Annotated in this window: 16 protein-coding genes; all 16 read left to right on the top strand. The window is 57.3% G+C overall.

Going from position 1 to position 20,065, the window contains the following annotated elements; genetic code table 11:
• Positions 1–4 precede the first annotated feature (4 nt).
• The 16 genes from IEV54_RS08940 (at position 5) to fliJ (ending at position 20,053) form a co-directional block, all read left to right on the top strand.
• Positions 5–5,065: a glycosyltransferase gene (locus IEV54_RS08940; RefSeq protein ID WP_223825496.1), complete on the top strand. Its 5,061-nt coding sequence runs from the start codon at positions 5–7 to the stop codon at positions 5,063–5,065.
• Between the two features lie 241 nt (positions 5,066–5,306).
• Entirely contained in the window at positions 5,307–6,509 is a 1,203-nt protein-coding gene (locus IEV54_RS08935) for a flagellin (RefSeq protein WP_150278432.1), read from the top strand.
• Between the two features lie 75 nt (positions 6,510–6,584).
• Positions 6,585–6,989: a flagellar protein FlaG gene (locus tag IEV54_RS08930; protein WP_150278433.1), complete on the top strand. Its 405-nt coding sequence runs from the start codon at positions 6,585–6,587 to the stop codon at positions 6,987–6,989.
• A 103-nt stretch (positions 6,990–7,092) separates the two neighbouring features.
• A complete protein-coding gene (fliD, locus tag IEV54_RS08925; protein ID WP_150278434.1) occupies positions 7,093–8,565 on the top strand; it encodes a flagellar filament capping protein FliD in 1,473 nt (490 codons plus the stop codon).
• Complete coding sequence (gene fliS / locus IEV54_RS08920) at positions 8,565–8,963, top strand: flagellar export chaperone FliS (RefSeq protein ID WP_150278435.1); 399 nt, start codon at positions 8,565–8,567, stop codon at positions 8,961–8,963. Before fliD ends, fliS (IEV54_RS08920) begins: the two co-directional genes overlap by 1 nt.
• Before the next feature lie 125 nt (positions 8,964–9,088).
• Positions 9,089–9,472 (top strand): flagellar export chaperone FliS, encoded by a 384-nt coding sequence (gene fliS / locus IEV54_RS08915; RefSeq protein ID WP_150278436.1) that lies wholly within the window; start codon positions 9,089–9,091, stop codon positions 9,470–9,472.
• Positions 9,453–9,779, top strand: a complete 327-nt coding sequence (gene fliT / locus IEV54_RS08910; protein WP_150278437.1) for a flagellar protein FliT — start codon at positions 9,453–9,455, stop codon at positions 9,777–9,779. The genes fliS (IEV54_RS08915) and fliT overlap by 20 nt, the downstream gene beginning before the upstream one ends.
• A gap of 140 nt (positions 9,780–9,919) precedes the next feature.
• The gene (locus tag IEV54_RS08905) at positions 9,920–11,386 is read left to right on the top strand and encodes a sigma-54 dependent transcriptional regulator (protein WP_150278438.1); all 1,467 of its coding nucleotides are present in this window, start codon (positions 9,920–9,922) and stop codon (positions 11,384–11,386) included.
• Between the two features lie 112 nt (positions 11,387–11,498).
• Entirely contained in the window at positions 11,499–12,746 is a 1,248-nt protein-coding gene (locus IEV54_RS08900) for a sensor histidine kinase (protein ID WP_150278439.1), read from the top strand.
• Complete coding sequence (locus IEV54_RS08895) at positions 12,743–14,221, top strand: sigma-54-dependent transcriptional regulator (protein WP_150278440.1); 1,479 nt, start codon at positions 12,743–12,745, stop codon at positions 14,219–14,221. The genes IEV54_RS08900 and IEV54_RS08895 overlap by 4 nt, the downstream gene beginning before the upstream one ends.
• A 71-nt stretch (positions 14,222–14,292) precedes the next feature.
• Positions 14,293–14,631 (top strand): flagellar hook-basal body complex protein FliE, encoded by a 339-nt coding sequence (gene fliE / locus IEV54_RS08890; RefSeq protein ID WP_150278441.1) that lies wholly within the window; start codon positions 14,293–14,295, stop codon positions 14,629–14,631.
• Between the two features lie 27 nt (positions 14,632–14,658).
• Positions 14,659–16,392 carry a flagellar basal-body MS-ring/collar protein FliF gene (gene fliF / locus IEV54_RS08885; protein ID WP_150278442.1) on the top strand — a complete coding sequence of 578 codons (1,734 nt, stop codon included), beginning with the start codon at positions 14,659–14,661 and terminating at the stop codon, positions 16,390–16,392.
• On the top strand, positions 16,385–17,407 hold the full coding sequence (fliG, locus tag IEV54_RS08880; RefSeq protein ID WP_150278443.1) for a flagellar motor switch protein FliG: 1,023 nt from the start codon (positions 16,385–16,387) through the stop codon (positions 17,405–17,407). Before fliF ends, fliG begins: the two co-directional genes overlap by 8 nt.
• A gap of 25 nt (positions 17,408–17,432) precedes the next feature.
• Positions 17,433–18,272: a flagellar assembly protein FliH gene (fliH, locus tag IEV54_RS08875; RefSeq protein WP_150278444.1), complete on the top strand. Its 840-nt coding sequence runs from the start codon at positions 17,433–17,435 to the stop codon at positions 18,270–18,272.
• Positions 18,259–19,611, top strand: coding sequence for a flagellar protein export ATPase FliI (fliI, locus tag IEV54_RS08870; protein ID WP_150278445.1), 1,353 nt, complete (start codon positions 18,259–18,261; stop codon positions 19,609–19,611). Before fliH ends, fliI begins: the two co-directional genes overlap by 14 nt.
• Positions 19,604–20,053 carry a flagellar export protein FliJ gene (fliJ, locus tag IEV54_RS08865; RefSeq protein ID WP_150278446.1) on the top strand — a complete coding sequence of 150 codons (450 nt, stop codon included), beginning with the start codon at positions 19,604–19,606 and terminating at the stop codon, positions 20,051–20,053. The genes fliI and fliJ overlap by 8 nt, the downstream gene beginning before the upstream one ends.
• The last annotated feature ends 12 nt before the right edge of the window (positions 20,054–20,065 follow it).

Genomic DNA, 20,065 nt, shown 5'->3' with positions numbered 1-20,065 from the left:
GGGAATGATGGAGTTTGACTTGATGGCCGGAGGTCGTTGCCACGGCAAGCCGTGGCGGGTAGGGATCGCAGGCGTCAGCAGTGCCGACCCGGAGCGGCCTTTCGTTCTTAGCGACGCACTCTGGCTGGATTTGATGCGTCAACTGCCCTGGCAACAGCTGAAAGCTTATGCCGGAGTCCATGGATTGATCTTTGAGCCGATTTTGCACGGCGACAATGTTGATCATGATGCCCTGTTATTAGTGCTGAGCGATCATTCCGGGCAACTGCTAACGGGGTTGAGTTCGCAGGTTCGTCGTTACCTACTGCTACGAGGCAATCAAGCACGCGTGGCCCCCGAACACGAGACTTCGTTCTCACGAGTTTTTCTTCCTCTCGGCGAGCCATTCACCGATGGCCAATTGGTTTCCCTGAATCAAGCATTTACCCTGCCGGCATCCTCGGTCAGCAAATATGAATGGTTACCCTGTGATGATGAGCCTGAATTGCCAGGCTTACTCCCGCGGCAATGGTGCGAATGTCTGGAAACTGGTCGCGTGCCGGTGCATCTAGGCAACTGGTCGGTTCCTGAATGGGTCCCGCAAGGTAGCTATATCGAGGGACATGATCGGCATGGTCAAACCTCGCTGCAGGATTACTGTAACGCGCGTGTGCAGGCCGCTGGCGAAAAGCTTTATGCTTTTTTTGCGAATAAGAGCAGCTACCCCTATTCTAGCGATTTCTGGGTTACAGCGCTAACGGCTGCTATTGCTGGTGATGCCGCTACAGTTCGCGACTCGAGACCTTTGCTCAGTGTCATCATTCCGGCCTACAACTATGGTCGGTTCCTGAAGCAAACCATCTTGTCGGTATTGGATCAGGGCTATAAAAACATAGAGATCCTGGTGCTCGATAACGCATCAACCGACAACACCGCTGAGGCTGTGCGCTCGTTTGCCGATGAGCCTCGTGTCCGCTATATCCGCAACTCACGCAATGTGGGCCCCAGCTATAACGTACTCAACGGTATCCAGATCGCTCAGGGGCACTACCTGTCGCTGCTGATGGCTGACGATTATTACAACCCTGGTTTCTTGTCCAGCCTGCTGCCCCGCATGCTAGAAAATCCTGAAGTGGTTGTTGGATATACGGCGATCCGCTGGGTGAATGAGCAGGGAAATATGCTCAATATGCCCAGGCATCCGGGTTACAAAGATCAGGATTATGTGGGAGGTCGCAACGAGGTCGCGGACTTGTTGGTTCATGACAGCTACATCCCCCCGTCTGCCACGCTGATCCAGCGTGATCCCTTCTTGCAGGTTTGGCGGAGAGATTCAAAGCTCAATGGCGCCGGTGACTGGCTCTCGATGTTGCAAGTGGCAGAAAAATATCCTGACTTTATCTTCCTGAGCAAACCTGGGGTCACCTATCGAGCCCACTCTGCTCAACTCTCGACCGAGTTCTATTCTTCCAGTGCGCCGCTAGCTGACCATATACGCATAGTCGAGGGAGTCTTCGAGCGCGGGGCGGAGAATAAGCTCCGAGATCATGAACTCAGTGTTGCCGCGCATCTTCGCCGGCGCCTCGCTTTGTATCCAGGTGAACAGTCCTCGTCTTTGGGATTGCGAGTGAGTCAGCTATGTGAACGGCTAGAAGCGTTGGCTGAGTCTAATGGGCAGCCTCTGTTCGCTATCGTGCTTACCACCTATAACCGCCCAGCCATGCTGATGGATGCCCTGCGTAGCCTGGCCGAGCAGAGCCTGCAGGATTTTGAAGTCATTCTGGTCAACGATCACGGTGATCCGGTCGAGTCGTTGCTTGATGGCTTTGATTTTCCCCTGACCTACTTGCGCCAGGGCGCGAATAGAGGCCCGGCTGCCGCTCGTAATGCGGCGCTGCGGTTAGCGAGGGGCCGCTATGTTGCTTACCTTGATGATGATGACGTCTTCCTGCCCGACCACCTTCAGTCGCTGGCTATTGCGATAAAGAGCTATCCTGACGCCGTCGTTTACGCGAATGCGGTGTTTGTTACCGAGAAGCTGGAACAGGACTCCCGTATCGAGTTGGTTCGTGAGGATCGCTATGTTCACGATATCTACTCGAAGGAACGGCTGTTCGTCGACAATTACATACCGGTCAACACCTTTGCATGCGCAAGAAGTCTTGCGATAGCGGCTGGTGATTTTGATGAAACCTTGTCAGGGCTGGAGGACTGGGATTTTCTTCTGCGCCTGGCCTCCCGTGCACAGTTCATACACCTGCAGCAGACCACCGTTGAAGTCAGGATGCGCGTGGCTGACGAAACGTCTGAACGGCGATCAGAGCAAGCTGCAAAGAACTACGCCGAGCTTTACCAGGAAATCTACCGTCGCCATTCTGATCTGGGCAGCGAACAGGTTCGCCAGGGACGCGCCGCGCAGTTGCGTAGACTGGGAGTCGTTGCAAAGGGTGCCCCGGCATCCGTACGCACCTGGCTGGCTGCCAGAACCCTGACGCCAGTGCAGCAGCGTTTGATCGCCGAGTATACGGAGAAACAGAAGGATCATACGGCGCAACTGGGAGTGGTGATCATTGATCTGGATGGTGACACTGAGGGGCTGACCCGCAGTCTCGATTCGATACAGAATTTTGTCGCGGTCAATAATGTCAATCCCCTGGTGCTGAGCACTTCATCCAAGCCGGAAGGTCATCTGGGCTCCTGGTTTCAGGTTCAGCCGGATAACTGGGTCGCTACACTCAACGAGCTGCTCGTGGCCGATAACAGTGACTGGATTATGCTGGTGCGCGCAGGCGACGAATTGACCGCCAGCGGTTTGCAGATGACTTCGCTGGAACTCCTGGCCGATCCGCAGTGCCGCGGCATCTACTGCGACGCACTTTATCGTCAGGACGACGATGACTATGGCGCTGCGCTGCGTCCTGACTTCAATCTTGATTACCTACTCAGCTTTCCACGTGGGGTTGCGCAGCATTGGCTGTTTAATCGCAAACACCTACTCAGTCTTGATGGCTTTGACGAGCAGATGGGCGAGGCCATGGAACTGGACCTGATCCTGCGTCTGGTCAATCAGGAAGGTATCAGCGGCCTTGGCCATATCCCCGAACCTCTCGTCATTTCGGCAGCGCCTACCCTGCGCGACAGCCCGGACGAACGCTCAGCGATACTCTCGCATCTCCAGGCTCGCGGCTATTCAAAGGCACAATTGAGTAGCGTCCGTCCTGGCCAGTACAGGGTGGAATATGGGCATTCGGAACAACCAATGGTCTCGGTGGTGATTGTTGTGCGCGACGATTTGGCGATGGCCCAGCGCTGTGTCATGAGTGTTCTCGAAAATACTCACTACCCCAACTACGAAATTTTACTGATCGATAATCAGAGCCAGAGGTCGCCGACACTCGATTGGTTGAAGGGTGTCGAGCAAATGGGTAGCGAACAGATAAAGGTAATGCGCTCCCCGGAGCGTTTGAGTCACAGCGAAGCCTGTAATCAGGCCGCATTGAACGCCAGCGGTGATTACCTGTTGCTCTTGCGCCCAGATGTAGCGGTGATTGATGCAGATTGGCTGGATGCATTGATGAATCACGGTCAAAGACCGGAAGTCGGCGTAGTGGGTGCGCGTACGGTGAATTCGGAAGGTCTGGTTACGCACGCGGGCCTCGTGCTCGGACTGGAAGGCCCCGCTGCCGGCATGTTTCTGGGTGAGTCACTGGATGCTACAGGATACATGCAGCGTCTACAGGTAGATCAGAACATCAGCGCTGTGGCTGACAGCTGCCTGTTGGTGCGCAAGTCGCTATATGTTGACGTGGGCGGCATGGATGCCAAGCACTTTGCTGATCAGGGGAGCGATGTCGATCTCTGCCTGCGTATTACTGATAGCGGACATATGCTGGTCTGGACGCCTAGAGCTACCTTGCTTCATAGCGCTGAAAAAAAGGCTATGCCAGTTGCGGTCGAAGATGCGCTTTTCGCTCGCTGGTTGCCTCGTTTAGCGCGGGACCCTGCTTATAACCCCAACTTCTCGCTAGCCAAGCCGGGCGGCTTCAAGCTGGCTGATCCGCAGATATCCTGGCGACCTCTGAATGTCTTTCGTCCGGTACCTGTCATCTTGGCGCATCCTGCTGATGAAACCGGGTGTGGGCAGTATCGGGTCATTCAACCTTTTAGCGCGTTGAAGACAGCTGGTTTGATTGATGGTGCCCTTTCTCGCGGGCTGATGCATGTCACTGATCTTGAACGCTACGATCCGGATGTGGTGGTTCTGCAGCGACAAATAAGCAACGAACGGCTTGAGGCGATGCGGCGGATGCGTGCATTTTCCAGGGCCTTCAAAGTCTATGAGCTGGACGACTATTTGCCGAATCTACCGCTTAAAAGTGTGCATAGAAGTCACATGCCCAAGGATATTGTCAAATCCTTGCGGCGTGGCTTGTCTTTTGTCAATCGTTTTGTCGTTTCCACAGACGCCATCGCCGAAGCTTTTGGCGACTTCCATTCGGATATACGTGTCAGGCAGAACACGCTCGATCCGCTACTGTGGAGGGGGAGTTTACCCGTCAGCTACAGGCGTACCGCCAAAAAGCCGCGTGTGGGGTGGGCAGGTGGGGCGAGTCACACGGGTGATCTGGAAATGATTGAGGATGTAGTCAAAGCGCTTTCTGACGAGGTGGAATGGGTGTTCTTCGGGATGTGCCCTGACAAATTAAGGCCCTATATCCATGAGTATCATCCTGGTGTTCCGATCGCACAGTATCCGGCGGCGTTGGCGCGGCTAAATCTAGACCTGGCTCTTGCCCCGGTAGAACAGAACTTGTTCAACGAATGCAAAAGTAACCTAAGGCTTCTGGAATACGGCGCATGCGGCTATCCGGTGATATGTAGCGAACTGCGCTGTTATGAAGGCGACTTGCCGGTTACACGGGTCAAAAATCGCTACAAGGACTGGGTCGAGGCAATACGGATGCATCTTGCAGACCTTGACGCCAGTGAGGCCATGGGCGACGCCCTTCGAGATGCGGTGACTAGCCAATGGATGCTTGAAGGGGCGAATCTCGATCTTTGGCGTAAGGCGTGGTTGCCGGAATGATCTTCCAGTTGCCGAGTTAAAGAATGTCCGAATGTGGACGATAAGAGGGTAGGGCTGGTTGGTATCTCGGCCTCGCCACATTAGGTGCAGGCGGGTTGACAAAGATTTTTTTCAAAACCCCTAAAGCTTTGGTGAGTGGCGTCGATACAGTACTTGAATGCGAACTCAATGGGTGCCTGGGCAAAGCCGGCCCTGAGATCGCTGCTCAGGCAAACATAACCAAGTTTACGAGGTACTTACCATGGCTCTTACAGTCAACACAAACGTAGCTTCACTCAACGCCCAGCGTAACTTGGGTGCATCTTCCAACAACCTGCAGACTTCCCTGCAGCGTTTGTCTTCCGGTTCGCAGATCAACAGCGCCAAGGACGACGCGGCTGGCCTGCAGATCGCCAACCGTCTGACCAGCCAGATCAATGGTCTCGGTGTTGCTACCAAGAACGCCAACAACGGCATCTCGATCGCTCAGACTGCCGAAGGCGCTCTGCAGGAATCCACCAACATCCTGCAGCGTATGCGTGATCTGTCCCTGCAGTCGGCAAACGGCTCCAACAGCGACACCGAGCGTGACGCCTTGAATTCTGAAGTGACCGAGTTGAAGAAAGAGTTGGACCGGATTTCCAACACCACTGCATTCGGTGGCAAGAAGCTGTTTGATGGCAGCTTCGGAACCGAAACCTTCCAGGTTGGTAGTGCTGCGAACGAAGCGATCAGTCTCAAGCTGGACGAGGTTAGCACCAAGGAATTGAAATCCGATTCCATCAGCAGCGGTACCATTGCTACACAAGCCGCAGCAACGGCTAGCGGTGCGGTTGCTGTAAGCTTCACTGTGGAGCAGGGCAGTGCAGACGGTACTGATCGCGTATTTACCATCAGCGCTGAATATGCCTCCGGCGCCACCGCTGCCGAGCAGACCCAGCTGCTGGCAACAGTTATCAACGATGCCAACATGGGTGTAGGTGCGTTCGTCAACGACGCTGGTGGAATTGACGTCATCACTGATGCTGATCTTGGTACTGCCAACAAGGGTGAGCTGTCGATCGCATTCGCTACTGACACCACTGCTGCTGCTGCCGAAACGGCCGCCAGCGGTGGGACTGCAGTGGCGCTGGCCGATGTTACATCTAATAACTCTGTGAAAGATATCGACATCACGTCTGCCAAAGGTGCTCAGGAAGCCGTCTACATCATCGACGCCGCCCTGCAGTCCATCGATAGCCAGCGTGCGGACCTGGGTGCTGCCCAGAACCGCTTCCAGTCGACTATCAGCAACCTGCAGAACGTGTCCGAGAATGCTTCTTCCGCTCGCGGCCGGATTCAGGATACCGACTTCGCTGCTGAAACTGCGAAGCTGACCAAGAACCAGATCCTCCAGCAGGCTGGTACTTCAATCCTGGCCCAGGCCAACCAGCTGCCCCAGGCCGTCCTCAGCCTCTTGGGCTAAGGTCGAATAGGAGCTAGACTGCGGGGGGAGGGCTGAAAGCCTTCCCTCCGCTTTTTCCTTTGCGAGGTAAGCACCATGGAAATGGGCGTTCTCAAACCGTTTGAAGTAACTAGCACTGCACGCGCCGGTGTTTCGGTTGAGGCGGGTAGTGTCGGCAGGGCTGCCGGCAAGCAAACGGATGTTGCATCAGCAATCAGCTCGAACAAAACGGATGAGGCTACTCGCTCATCTTTGACAGATCAGCCCGTCGAAGCAGACCGTGAAGCAATAGATGCGGCCGTTTCTGACATGCAGAATTTCGTCCAGTCGGTCCAGCGTGACATCAACTTCAACGTGGATGACAGCAGCGGCCGGGTGGTAATCAATGTAACCGAGGCTACCAGTGGCGAAGTGATTCGCCAGATTCCCTCGGAAGAAGCGTTGCGACTCTCGGAGAGCCTTTCCGAAATTCGCAGCTTGCTGTTTAAAGCAGAAGCCTGAGGGCTTGCTGCTGGCCGGTTCTACTGGCACATAACTTGCCTGCATTACCGGGACATTCTATTCGGTACGCAGACCGCCAAAAAACGGTCGTAGGGGCAGGCTTATGGCTATTCAAGGTTTTACAGGTGTTGGTTCCGGTCTCGATATCAATAATATCGTCAAGGCAATGGTGAATGCGGAAAGCGCTCCCAAAACCGCTCAACTGAATCGTCTGGAGCGGGACACCACGGCCAAGTTCTCCGGGCTTGGACAATTTCGGAGTGCGATTTCCGACTTCCAGAGTGCGATCAAGGATCTCAACGATCCCGCCCTGTTCGAGAAACGTAGTGCCACCTCCGCCAAGCAGGACATCTTTACCGCCAAGGCAGATGGAACGGCAACCGCAGGCAACTTCAGCGTCCAGGTCTTCAATCTGGCGCAGACCAGCAAATTGTCCCTGCAGGGGTTGGATAACGCCACTGACCCCGTTGGTACCGGTACACTCACTATTTCTGTGGGTGGAGAAGCTCTCGATATTTCCATCGGTGAAAACGACAGCAGTCTTGCCGGGATCCGCGATGCGATCAATGCGGCCGGAAAAAACAGCGGCCTGTCCGCCACGATCGTAAGCGACCCCAGCGGTGCAGGCGGAGCACGTCTGGTACTGAGTTCGGACAAGGCGGGTAACGGTAACGATATCAGCGTCAGCTCCAGCAGTACTACCGGCAACCTAGGTCAGTTGGACTTCACCCCCCCAGATCCGACCCTGATTGATTACGAACCTGCAGCGTACGACCCGGCAAATCCCCGTGCGGCCCGTGTGATCAGCTACGCCCGGGACGCCAATCTGGCAATTGATGGCATCCCTCTCTCGAGTGCCAGCAATACTGTTGAAGACGCTATTGCGGGGGTCACGCTGACCCTTAAGTCTGCGCAATCCGCAGAGGACTTGCAGAACGCCAGCACTATAAGTCTGGGTGTTGCCGAGGATCGGGCGGGCGTCAAGGGATCGCTGAAGAAATTTGTCGATGCCTACAACAAGATGATGGGTACGATCGGCAGCCTGACAAAGGTAACTTCGGTAGGTGGTGATGACGGAGAGCCATTGGCTGCAGCCCTTGTTGGTGATGCTTCGGTGCGGTCATTTTCCTCTGCTATTCGAAATGAGCTCGGTTCTACCCAGGGCGGAACCAATGGCCTTCGCCTGCTCGCCGACCTGGGAATTTCCACCCAGCGCGATGGCACGTTGAAAATCGATGATCAGAGAATGGATACGGTACTTGAGGAAAACTTCGAGGAGCTGAGCGGGTTCCTCACTGGCGACTCAGGTATCCTTTCGAGACTGGAAGCCAAGACTGACCCTTACACCCAGGGTGGTGGCATTCTCGAGTCGCGCACCAAGGCACTGCAAAATACGCTTTCCAGCGTGGATGGTCAGCGTGAACAACTGACACGCCGCATCGACAAGCTTGAAGCGCAGCTATTTTCCCAGTTCAACGCCATGGATGCCTTGGTGGCTCAGCTCTCGGGCACCAGCGACTATCTAAGCGGTGCACTCAGTAATCTCCCAGGCGTTGTCAGACAGGATAGACGTTAATGAAAAGCCCAATCGATACCTATAAAAAAGTCAGCATTTCCCAGGAAGTGTCGCAATATCGCGCGGTACAACTGCTGCTCAACGGCGCGATTGAACGCGTCAAGCTGGCTCGCCACGCCCAGGCGACGGGTAACCCCGAACGCCGTGGTGTCGCTGTAAGCAGCACCCTCAGTATCATTGGTGCGCTGCAGGCGGCGCTAGACAAGGATCTGGGTGGCGAGATCGCCGAAAACCTGGATGCCCTGTATGACTATATGACCCGTAAGCTCGCGGGTGTCGCGTTGGATGATACGCCGCGTAGCCTGGACGAGGTGCAGGGTCTGCTCGAAGAAATCAAAGACGGTTGGGATGCGATCGAACCGAATTTGCACGCTGAACAGGAAACACCCCCCGCTTGACGGATACGGGCGCATTGCGCTCGTTTTTGTTGAGACACTCCCGCTGTGTTTTTTGCATTTTGCCCCTCAAGTTTTCCCGGGATCGCCGATACAGAGGTATGTGTTCTTCACCTCAGGATATCGCCATGAATGCTTACGCAGCGATGAAGCAGTACCAGACAGTCAATGTTAACGCCCAGGTCAGCGAAGCTGCCCCACATCGGCTGATCCAGATGTTGCTGGAAGGCGGTTTGCAGCGTATTGCTCAGGCTCGGGGCGCCATGCAGTTTGGCAACATCCCCCTTAAAGGCGAATTGATCGGCAAAAGTATGGGCATCGTCTCCGGTCTGCGCGACGCACTGGACCTGGAGAAAGGCGGCGAAGTGGCGGCCAATCTGGATAGCCTTTATGCTTACATGCTGCAGCGCCTGAGTATGGCCAACCTGCACAATGATCCGGCCATGCTGGATGAAGTCGCGGCGTTGCTGCGGGACGTGAAAGAAGGCTGGGATGGCATTGCCCAACACTGAGGAAAGCATCATGACGGTTGCGGTCAAGCAATTGGAAGATACCCATCGCGCGCTGGTCGAGGCGGTGCATGCCGGTGACTGGCAGCAGGTCAGTAGCCTTGATGGTGTGTGTCGGGAACTTGTCGCCCAGGCCATGGCCCAGGAAGACCGCGACGATCAGGCCTTGGCAGATGCCTTGGACAATCTTTTGACTACCTATCGGGAAGTTGTGGCGCTATGCCAGGCAGTGCAGGGCAAGCTTGCCGAAGAGCTTCAGGATCTTCAGCGCAGCAAGCAGGGTGCCAAGGTCTACCAGATGTTCGGCTGAGGGCTGTGCCATAAAACTGCGCCAACTATTTGACTCGCACGTTAAATCTGACTACCTTTAACCAGAGATTATAAGTGTGGCACTACGCTATCAAAGCGCAGTGCCCTATAACGTGTGTTTACAGGACGCCCACCCCGCCTATGTTGCCCAACAGCCATATTTTGCTGATCGATGATGCGCCCAATGGTCGCCAGGACCTGAGCGTGATTCTCGCCTTTCTGGGTGAAGAGGTTGTTCTGGCCACCTCTGCCGGTTGGCAAAAGGAAGTGGAAAAACAGGACACCAGCGCGGGTACCTTCAAATGCGTGATCCTTGGTCATTGCGAACAGACCACAGGAGTTCAGGGTCTGATCGGCCAGTTGGATAAGTGGGATGAAAATCTCCCGGTTATTCTGCAGGACGTCGAGCAGGCTGCTCACTGGCCTGAGCATCTGCGCCAACGGTTGCTGGCGGTCTTGTCGCCACCACTGGGCTATAACCAGTTGCTTGATGCCTTGCATCGCGCCCAGGTATACCGCGAGGTGTTCGACGAACGTAGTCGTCAGCGTCAGCGCGAACCAAACCTGTTTCGCAGTCTGGTAGGCACCAGCCGCAGCATCCAGTCTGTACGGCAGATGATGCAGCAAGTTGCCGACACCGAGGCGACCGTGCTGATACTCGGTGAATCCGGTACCGGCAAGGAAGTGGTTGCGCGCAATCTGCATTACCATTCCAAGCGCAAGGATGAACCTTTTGTGCCGGTTAATTGCGGCGCCATACCGGCCGAGCTGCTGGAAAGCGAGCTTTTCGGCCATGAGAAAGGTGCTTTCACTGGCGCTATCACCAGCCGTGCTGGCCGCTTCGAACTGGCCCAGGGTGGCACTCTGTTCCTTGACGAAATCGGTGACATGCCGCTGCCGATGCAGGTGAAATTGCTTCGCGTACTGCAGGAGAGAACCTTCGAGCGCGTTGGCAGTAACAAGGTACAGACTGCCGACGTACGGGTGATTGCAGCCACGCACAAGAATCTCGAAACCATGATAGTGGACGGCGGGTTCCGTGAAGACCTCTACTATCGCCTGAACGTGTTCCCGATCGAGATGCCGGCCATGCGTGAGCGTATCGAGGATCTTCCTCTGCTGCTCAATGAGCTGATCACGCGTCTGGAAAAGGAAAAGCGGGGCTCGATCCGCTTCAGCACCTCGGCGATCATGTCCCTGTGTCAGCACGACTGGCCGGGCAATGTGCGCGAGCTTGCCAATCTGGTGGAGCGCATGGCCATTATGCATCCCCATGGCGTGATTGGTGTGGGTGAGCTACCTCGCAAATTCCGTTATGTGGAAGACGACCAGGAGGATCTTCGCAAGCTGCGTACCGATGAGGACGAGCGCGATGAGGCCTTCAGCGGCCTGGTTGGACTCGATAGCCCGGCTTATCTGCCTCCGGAAGGTCTGGATCTCAAGGAGTACCTGGGCGGGCTTGAGCAGACACTGATTCAGCAGGCGCTGGATGAGTGCAATGGCGTGGTTGCCCGGGCCGCCGAGAGATTGCGTATCCGTCGAACCACCCTGGTTGAGAAGATGCGTAAATACGGTATCAACCGTGGTGTCGATCTGTCAGAAGACTGACGCGAAATAACTCAACGGCTTGTAAGTATCTGATATAAAAGGATACTGGCCTTGTGGCACAAGCCTTGCTTTGTCACCCCTGACTAGACGTATTGTAATCAGGGGATACCCAATGGTTCTGACTGCCCAACACCTGCCCGCTACCGAAACCGACCCACAGGTTACCGTGCCCGGCGCCCGCCCGCAGCGTAGCGAAGCCCAGCTGGAGCGGGCCCATGCGTTGTTCAAGGAAATGTCGGACCGGCTGTCCTCCTCCCACACGCTGTTGCAGGCGCAGGTCGCTTCTCTTCAGGGTCAGCTGGATCAGGCCCGCGTGCAGCGTGATCAGGAACTGGCTGAAAAAGCCTGCCTGGCCTCACGCTTGCAGAATCTGCTGGATCTGTTGCCCGGCGGTGTCGTGGTGCTGGACGGCAATGGCCGCGTGCGCGAGGCCAATCCTGCCGCCCGTGAACTGCTCGGTGAACCCCTCGAAGGCCAGCTCTGGCGGGATTTGATCCGGGAACGCTTTGCCCCGCGAGATGATGATTACCATGAGGTGTCCCTGCGCAGCGGTCGCCGTGTATCCCTGGCAACCCGCTCGCTCAATGGCGAGCCGGGTCAGATCATCCTGATCAACGATCAGACCGAAACCCGCCAGCTGCAGAGCCAACTGGCCCGCCATGAACGCCTCTCTGCCCTGGGGCGCATGGTCGCCTCGCTAGCCCACCAGATTCGTACCCCACTTTCCACTGCCATGCTGTATGCCAGTCATTTGAATGACAGCGCTTTGCCGCTGGAACACCGCCAGCGTTTCGGCGAGCGTCTGACCTGCCGGCTGCAGACCATCGAACACCAGGTGCGGGACATGCTGCTGTTTGCCAAGGGTGACCTGCCCCTGACAGATCGGCTGACCATTACCGAGCTGTTTGATGCCTTGCGCCAGCAGGCCGAACCCATGCTGGGTCAGGCGGGCGCTACCTGCCGCTGGGACAACCGTTGTGACAGCCAGGCATTGCTGCGCTGTAATCAGGACACCCTGATTGGTGCGATGACCAACCTGATAGATAACGCCATTCAGGCTGGCGGGCACTATCCGCAGCTCAAGGTCTGTGCCCGGCTGATCGAAGGTCAGCTTAGTCTGGCCGTGGTCGATACCGGATGCGGCATGGATGCATCCCAGCGCGCCCAGATTGGCGAGCCCTTTTTTACCACGCGATCCCAGGGCACAGGTCTTGGGGTTTCGGTAGTCAAATCCGTTGCGGCAGCCCATGGCGGCGCATTCTTTCTACGCAGCAAGGCCGGTTGGGGTACCTGCGCTGAACTGCTGTTGCCCTTGCAGGCGGTTGTGGCAGACGGTACTTACCGGGAAGCACACCCATGAGCAAGCCTCGCATTCTGCTGGTCGAGGACGATCGCGCCCTGCGTGAAGCCCTGGCCGATACCCTGACCCTGGGCGGCTATGACTATATCGAAGCAGGCGACGGCGAAAGCGCCCTGGCGTTACTGCAGCGCGAATCGGTCTGCATGGTGGTGAGCGATGTGAACATGCCGGGTATGGATGGCCATGGCCTGCTGCGGGCCCTGCGCCAGCAGCACCCGCATCTGCCGGTGTTGTTGATGACCGCCTATGGCACTGTGCAGAACGCTGTTGGCGCGATGCGCGATGGCGCGGTGGATTATCTGGTCAAGCCCTTCGAGCCCAAGGCTCTGCTTGACCTCTTGGGTCAGTATGCATTGGGACGACTGCAGTCGGGCAAGCTCGAAGGTCCGGTGGCGGTGGAGCCGGCCAGTCAGCAGCTGTTGCAGCTCGCCAGCCGGGTTGCTGCCAGCGATTCGACAGTGTTGATCTCCGGCGAGTCCGGCACGGGCAAGGAGGTACTGGCGCGCTACATTCACCAGGCGTCCTCCAGAGCCCGGCAGCCCTTCATTGCGATCAACTGCGCCGCTATTCCCGATAACATGCTCGAGGCCACTTTATTCGGTCACGAGAAGGGCGCCTTTACCGGAGCGGTAGCCGCGCAGTCCGGCAAGTTTGAACAGGCCAACGGCGGCACCCTGCTGCTGGATGAAATATCCGAGATGCCCCTGGCCCTTCAGGCGAAGCTGTTACGCGTCCTGCAGGAGCGGGAAGTGGAACGCGTTGGCGGTCGCAAGCTCATTCAGTTGGATATCCGCGTGATCGCTACTACCAACCGTGATCTGCCTGCGGAAGTGGCGGCGGGGCGGTTCCGGGAAGACCTCTACTATCGTCTTGGCGTGTTTCCGCTGCAGTGGCAGCCGCTGCGCGCGCGGGTAGGGGACATAGTGCCAATCGCCCAGCGTTTGCTCGACAAGCACATTCGCAAGATGAACCAGTCTCCAGTGCGATTTGCGGAGGATGCCTGCCAGGCGATGCGTGAGCATGGCTGGCCGGGGAACGTTCGTGAGCTGGACAATGCCGTGCAGCGCGCGTTGATCCTGCAACACGGTGGCGTTATTCATGCCCAGGATCTTTGTCTGGCAGTACTCCCGGGCAGCCCTGTTACTCCGGGTGCTATCGGTGCCTCAGAGCGTCCGGCATTCAGTGCGCCGACACTGCCGGTCATGCCATCGACCGTGTCGTCAGCCGACCATGACGGCAATCTGTCGCCGGCGTATGACCTGGCTGAACCGGCAGGTTCGGCTGCCAACAATCTGACAACCGATCTCGGGGCTGGTGTGCGTCAGCGCGAGTTCCAGTTGATTCTCGATGTGTTGCGGACCGAACGCGGCCGCCGCAAAGAGGCGGCCGACAAACTGGGTATCAGTCCACGCACTCTGCGCTACAAGCTGGCCCAGATGCGTGATGCGGGGCTGGACATCGAGATGCGCTTTTAGTTGGCATCGATCTTGCTGTATCAATCTTAAAGCTACAGTCGCCGTCAAAAAAATACGGTTTGGAGATTGGTATGACCCAGGGTGTCGAGTTCAATCGTTTGATGTTGCAGATGCGTTCCATGCAGATGGAAGCCATGGGCCGGCCGCAAGCGCCGACGCCCCTGGAGCAGAACGCCGACGTCAAAGGCCCCGCCTTCGACGATCTACTGAAAAATGCAGTGGACCGGGTAAGCGAATTACAGAAGACTACCTCCGAACTGCAAACCGGCTATGAGCGTGGCGATGCCGGCATTGATCTCACCCAGGTTATGATTGCTTCGCAGAAATCCAGCGTTGCGTTCCAGGCTGCATTGCAGGTCCGGAACAAGATGGTGTCTGCCTATGAAAGCATCATGAACATGCCCATCTGATTTGCCGTGATTGACCGAGGGTAGAAAATGGATTCCGCGAACACTGCAAATACACCGGCCACCCGGCCCGAGGCTTCCGCTGATCGCAAGCCGTTTCTGGGGATGAGCTTTCTTGACAACCTGGCCCAGCTCCCGATGCTGCGTCAGTTTGGATTGCTGGTCGGTCTGGCGGCCAGCGTGGCCATCGGTTTTGCGGTTGTGCTCTGGTCACAGCAGCCTGACTACCAGATCCTCTACAACGATATGCAGCGTTTCGATTCAGCCCAGGTAACCGAAATACTGCAGACCAGCCGTATCGAATACCGTATCGACCCCAATACCGGCGCCCTGCTGGTTGCCAGTGCGGATATCAACGATGCCCGCATGCGCCTGGCCGGCGCTGGCGTAACACCCCGTGATGACAATCTGGGTTTCGAAATTCTTGATCGTGAGCGGGGCCTGGGCACCAGTCAGTTCATGGAGGCGGCGACTTACCGACGCGGTCTGGAAGGCGAAATTGCCCGCACCATTTCCAGTATGTACAACATCAAATCAACGCGGGTGCACATCGCCATGCCCCGTTCCACCGTTTTTGTGCGTGATGAACGCAAGCCCAGCGCTTCGGTATTGCTCGAAATGTATTCCGGCCGCTCGCTCGAGCCGGCCCAGGTGATGGCCATCGTCAACCTGGTGGCCACCAGCGTTCCCGAGCTGGACAAGGATCAGGTCACCATCGTTGACCAGGCAGGCAATCTGTTGTCCGACCAGAGTGAGCTGAGCGAACTGACCGTGGCCGGTCGCCAGTTTGACTACGCAAGACGCATGGAAGAGAGCTACGAGCGCCGCGTGAACGGAATTCTGCTGCCGATTGTCGGTGAGGGACGTTACCGCGCAGAAGTTTCCGCGGATGTTGATTTCAGTACTGTCGAGTCCACTGCCGAAATGTACAGCCCCGAGTCGGCCCTGCGCAGTGAGCAGGTCATGACCGAAGCCCGCGGTGCCGGTCAGGAGGCCCGTGGTATTCCCGGCGCCCTGACCAATCAGCCCCCCGGCGCGGCGCAGGTTCCCGAGCAGGCCCCCGAGGTTGATGAAGATGGCGCGCCACTGCCGGCGCCTGTCCCAATGGACACTCGCGAACAGGCCACGCGTAACTTTGAACTCGATCGCCAGATCAGCTATACCCGCCAGCAGCAAGGTCGGCTTGCCCGGTTGTCGGTAGCGGTGGTGGTTGATGATCCGGTGACAGTGAACGCGGAAACCGGTGAAACCACCCGCGTACCCCTGACCGAAGCGGATCTTGCCCGGTTGACCCGACTGGTTCAGGATGCAGTGGGTTATGATGTGAGTCGTGGTGACAGCGTCAGCGTAGTCAACAGCCCCTTTGTTGCCCAGGCAGCCCTGGAGCCGCTACCCGAGGTTCCGTTGTGGTCGCAGCCCTGGTTCTGGGATGTGGCCAAGCAGATTCTGGGTGTGCTGTTCATCCTTATTCTGGTGTTCGGTGTGCTACGCCCGGTACTCAAGAATCTGACCACGACCAGTCGCGAGAGTGGTGCGGGCGGATATCCTGCCGAGTATGGTGGCACCGGTGAGCTGGATGGTGATCTGCGTGACGACCATGTCAGCCTGTCCGGGGCTGCCGCGGGAGGCGCAGGAGCCGCCATGCTGTTGCCTTCGCCCGGCGCAGATTACGAACAGCAGTTGAATGCAATCAAGGGGTTGCTGGCCGAAGATACGGGCCGCGTCGCCCAGGTAGTCAAAGAGTGGATAAACGCCGATGAGTGAAGACGCAGCCAAGCGAGCCACCAAGCTGTCGAAGCTGGACAAGGCCGCCATCTTTCTATTGAGTCTGGGGGAGTCCGACGCCGCAGCAGTGCTCAAGCACATGGGGCCCAAGGAGGTCCAGCGGGTCGGTAGCGCCATGGCTGGTTTGCGCACCATCAACCGTGAACACGTGCATCAGGTGATGGGCGACTTCATTGAAACCGTTGGTGAACAGACCGGCCTGGGTGTTGGCGCCGACAGTTATATACGCACCATGCTTACCCAGGCCCTGGGTGAAGACAAGGCCAACGGGCTGGTTGATCGTATCCTGCTTGGTGGCAGCACTTCGGGTCTGGACAGTCTCAAGTGGATGGAGCCCAGGGCCGTAGCCGATGTGATCCGATTCGAGCACCCGCAGATTCAGGCCATTGTGGTGGCCTATCTGGACCCTGACATGGCGGCTGAGGTGATCAGCTATTTTGATCACAAGGTCCGCCTGGATGTGTTGCTGCGCGTAGCCTCCCTCAACACCGTGCAGCCTTCGGCACTCAAGGAGCTCAACGAGATCCTTGAAAAGCAGTTTGCCGGCAACTCCAATACCACCCGCGCCAATATGGGCGGCGTGAAGCGCACCGCAGATATCATGAACTTCCTCGAGTCGAGCACCGAGTCGCAGCTGATCGAAGCTATCCGTGATATGGATGAGGATCTCTCAAGCAAAATCGAGGATCTGATGTTTGTGTTCGACAACCTGGCAGACGTGGACGACCGGGGTATTCAGGCATTGCTGCGCGAAATTTCTTCCGAGGTGTTGATCGTTGCCCTCAAGGGCGCTGATGAGGCAATCAAGGACAAAATTCTCAAGAATATGTCCAAGCGCGCATCCGAGTTGTTGCAGGATGATCTTGAAGCCAAGGGCCCGGTCCGTATCAGCGAGGTGGAAGCGGCGCAGAAAGAGATTCTCACCATTGCGCGGCGCATGGCCGATGCCGGCGAGATTGTGCTGGGCGGCAAGGGCGGCGAGGAAATGATTTGATATGCCGGTACTGGGAAGCTTGTAAATGAAAACCCCGAGCACCACCGCAGCGAGAACGGAAGGTAGCGAGTTGCTGCGCGGTGGCGAACAGTCCGCTTTCGCCCGTTGGGACTTGCCCAGTTTCGATGCCGAACCCCATCATGTTCCGCTGGATCGCGAGGAGCCGGAGGCCGACATCAGGGCGCCTCTGGACGAAACCGACGTGGACGCCGACCAGGAGCCCCAGGAGGAAGCGCCCAAGCCCTTCACCGTGGAAGAGCTTGAGCAGATCCGTGAGGAAGCCTACAACGAGGGCTTTGCCACGGGTGAGAAGGATGGTTTTCATTCTGGTCAGCTCAAGGGGCAGAAAGAAGCAAAAACCAAAGTCGATGCTCGCCTCGCCGAGTTGGAAGCATTGATGACGCAGTTGATGGAGCCCATGCACGAACAGGACGACCAGATTGAAGACATGCTACTCAAGCTCGTCGAAACCATGGTGCGCCAGGTTGTGCAGCGCGAGCTCCAGACTGACTCCAGCCAGATCATCAAGGTACTCAGAGGCGCGTTGAAAGCACTGCCTATGGGCGCCGAGAATATTCGTATCTATCTCAATCCGGTTGACTTCGATGCTGCCAAGGCGCTTCGCGAGCGCCATGAGGAAAAATGGCGCCTGCTTGAGGATGATCAGTTACTGCCCGGCGGATGCCGTCTGGAAACCGAGCACAGCCAGCTTGATGCCACAGTAGAGACACGTTTGCAGCAGATCACCGAGCAGCTTTTTGAACAGCAACGCGAGCAGCGAGCTCATCCGCCAGAGCCCGATATCAGTGTTGAGCCGTCAGGTGCTGATGATGGCAACGAGGTGCAGGGCGATGGTCAGGCCTGAGCGTATCAGCTTCGCCCGTCGCCTGGCCTCATACGAGCCGGTATTGACGCTGCCTGATGAACCGATAGTCGAGGGGCGCCTGATTCGCATGGTTGGCCTTACCCTGGAAGCCGAGGGTTGCAAGGCGCCAGTGGGCAGCCGTTGCCTGGTGATCAGCGAAACGGCCCAGGGTCGCAGCCAGATCGAGGCCGAGGTCATGGGTTTTGCCGGCAGCAAGATTTATCTGATGCCAGTGGACAGCCTGCAGGGTGTGCAGCCTGGAGCGCGCGTGGTGCCCTCCAAGGGCGGTGGCAAGCTGCCGATGGGCACGGCCATGCTGGGCCGCGTGGTGGACGGTATCGGTCGGCCACTGGATGGCAAGGGTGATTTCCGGGCTGATGACTGGGTGGACCTCAATGGCCCCAGCATCAACCCTCTCAAACGCCATCCGATCGAAGAGCCGCTGGATGTGGGCATTCGCTCGATCAATAGCTTGCTCACCGTCGGGCGCGGCCAGCGTCTGGGCCTGTTCGCCGGTAGTGGCGTGGGCAAGAGTATGTTGCTGGGCATGATGACGCGCTTTACTGACGCCGATATCACTATCGTGGGTCTGGTCGGTGAGCGGGGCCGCGAGGTCAAGGAGTTCATCGAGCAGATCCTGGGCGAGAAGGGCATGGCCCGTTCGGTAGTCGTGGCTTCGCCCGCCGATGATGCGCCGCTCATGAGGCTGCGTGCGGCGATGTATTGCACACGCATCGCCGAGTATTTTCGTGATCAGGGTAAGAATGTATTGCTGCTCATGGACTCCCTGACCCGTTTTGCCCAGGCCCAGCGTGAAATTGCCCTGGCCATTGGTGAACCGCCTGCCACCAAGGGCTACCCGCCTTCGGTATTTGCCAAGCTGCCACAATTGGTGGAACGGGCGGGTAACGCCGAGCAGGGCGGAGGCTCGATCACCGCCTTTTACACGGTGCTGTCTGAAGGGGACGATCAGCAGGACCCGATTGCCGACGCCTCGCGGGCGATTCTGGATGGTCACGTGGTGCTGTCACGGCGGTTGGCTGAAGAAGGTCATTACCCGGCCATCGATATCGAAGCCTCCATCAGCCGGGCCATGCCGCAAATTGTCAACGAAACCCAGATGCAGGGCGCCCAGCGCTTCAAGCAGATCTATGCCCGGTATCAGCAGAGCCGCGATCTGATCAGTGTCGGCGCCTATTCCGCCGGGTCCGATCCGCTGACTGATATGGCCATGGCGAAAATGCCCGAGATGCAGGCTTTCCTGCGCCAGGGTTTGCACGTCAAGGTCAACCTGGCTGACAGCCGCGCCGCCCTGGAACAGTTGATCAGCCATGAGTGAAAGCCGCATACGGCGTCTGGCGCCGGTGCTGGACATGGCTCTTGAAGAGGAACGCAAGGCGGCAGGTAGACTGGGCGAGGCCCAGCAGCAGCTTGATAGCGCCCGCGCACGCCTTCAGGACCTGGAATATTATTGCAGCGAGTATCAGAAAAGCTGGGTTCAGCGCGGCCAGCAAGGGGTCGGGCGTGACTGGCTGCTCAATTATCAGCGGTTCCTTGCGCAGATGCAGACGGCAATCGAGCAGCAACAGCAGACGGTTACATGGAATGGTCAAAGCCTGGAAAAGGCCCGCGAACAGTGGCGTCTGCGTTATCAGCGCCTTGAAGGTATGCGCAAGCTGATTGAGCGTTATCGGGATGAAGCGCGACTCAAGGCGGACCGTCAGGAGCAGAAATTGCTCGATGAATTATCCCAGCGGGCTTTCGAAAGAGGCCCCAAATAATTCCTGACAGGT

This window comes from Halopseudomonas salina (assembly GCF_014637955.1).
GTDB classification, from domain to species: Bacteria; Pseudomonadota; Gammaproteobacteria; order Pseudomonadales; family Pseudomonadaceae; genus Halopseudomonas; species Halopseudomonas salina.
Note: the sequence above shows the minus strand (reverse complement) of the source record. Positions and strands in the feature narration are given on the sequence as shown.

What these genes read in the sequence shown, in the direction of transcription:
- IEV54_RS08940 (WP_223825496.1), top strand. Translation starts at nt 5, where the DNA reads ATGATGGAGTTTGACTTGATGGCCGGAGGTCGTTGCCACGGCAAGCCG.
- IEV54_RS08935 (WP_150278432.1), top strand. Translation starts at nt 5,307, where the DNA reads ATGGCTCTTACAGTCAACACAAACGTAGCTTCACTCAACGCCCAGCGT.
- IEV54_RS08930 (WP_150278433.1), top strand. Translation starts at nt 6,585, where the DNA reads ATGGAAATGGGCGTTCTCAAACCGTTTGAAGTAACTAGCACTGCACGC.
- fliD (WP_150278434.1), top strand. Translation starts at nt 7,093, where the DNA reads ATGGCTATTCAAGGTTTTACAGGTGTTGGTTCCGGTCTCGATATCAAT.
- fliS (WP_150278435.1), top strand. Translation starts at nt 8,565, where the DNA reads ATGAAAAGCCCAATCGATACCTATAAAAAAGTCAGCATTTCCCAGGAA.
- fliS (WP_150278436.1), top strand. Translation starts at nt 9,089, where the DNA reads ATGAATGCTTACGCAGCGATGAAGCAGTACCAGACAGTCAATGTTAAC.
- fliT (WP_150278437.1), top strand. Translation starts at nt 9,453, where the DNA reads ATGGCATTGCCCAACACTGAGGAAAGCATCATGACGGTTGCGGTCAAG.
- IEV54_RS08905 (WP_150278438.1), top strand. Translation starts at nt 9,920, where the DNA reads ATGTTGCCCAACAGCCATATTTTGCTGATCGATGATGCGCCCAATGGT.
- IEV54_RS08900 (WP_150278439.1), top strand. Translation starts at nt 11,499, where the DNA reads ATGGTTCTGACTGCCCAACACCTGCCCGCTACCGAAACCGACCCACAG.
- IEV54_RS08895 (WP_150278440.1), top strand. Translation starts at nt 12,743, where the DNA reads ATGAGCAAGCCTCGCATTCTGCTGGTCGAGGACGATCGCGCCCTGCGT.
- fliE (WP_150278441.1), top strand. Translation starts at nt 14,293, where the DNA reads ATGACCCAGGGTGTCGAGTTCAATCGTTTGATGTTGCAGATGCGTTCC.
- fliF (WP_150278442.1), top strand. Translation starts at nt 14,659, where the DNA reads ATGGATTCCGCGAACACTGCAAATACACCGGCCACCCGGCCCGAGGCT.
- fliG (WP_150278443.1), top strand. Translation starts at nt 16,385, where the DNA reads ATGAGTGAAGACGCAGCCAAGCGAGCCACCAAGCTGTCGAAGCTGGAC.
- fliH (WP_150278444.1), top strand. Translation starts at nt 17,433, where the DNA reads ATGAAAACCCCGAGCACCACCGCAGCGAGAACGGAAGGTAGCGAGTTG.
- fliI (WP_150278445.1), top strand. Translation starts at nt 18,259, where the DNA reads ATGGTCAGGCCTGAGCGTATCAGCTTCGCCCGTCGCCTGGCCTCATAC.
- fliJ (WP_150278446.1), top strand. Translation starts at nt 19,604, where the DNA reads ATGAGTGAAAGCCGCATACGGCGTCTGGCGCCGGTGCTGGACATGGCT.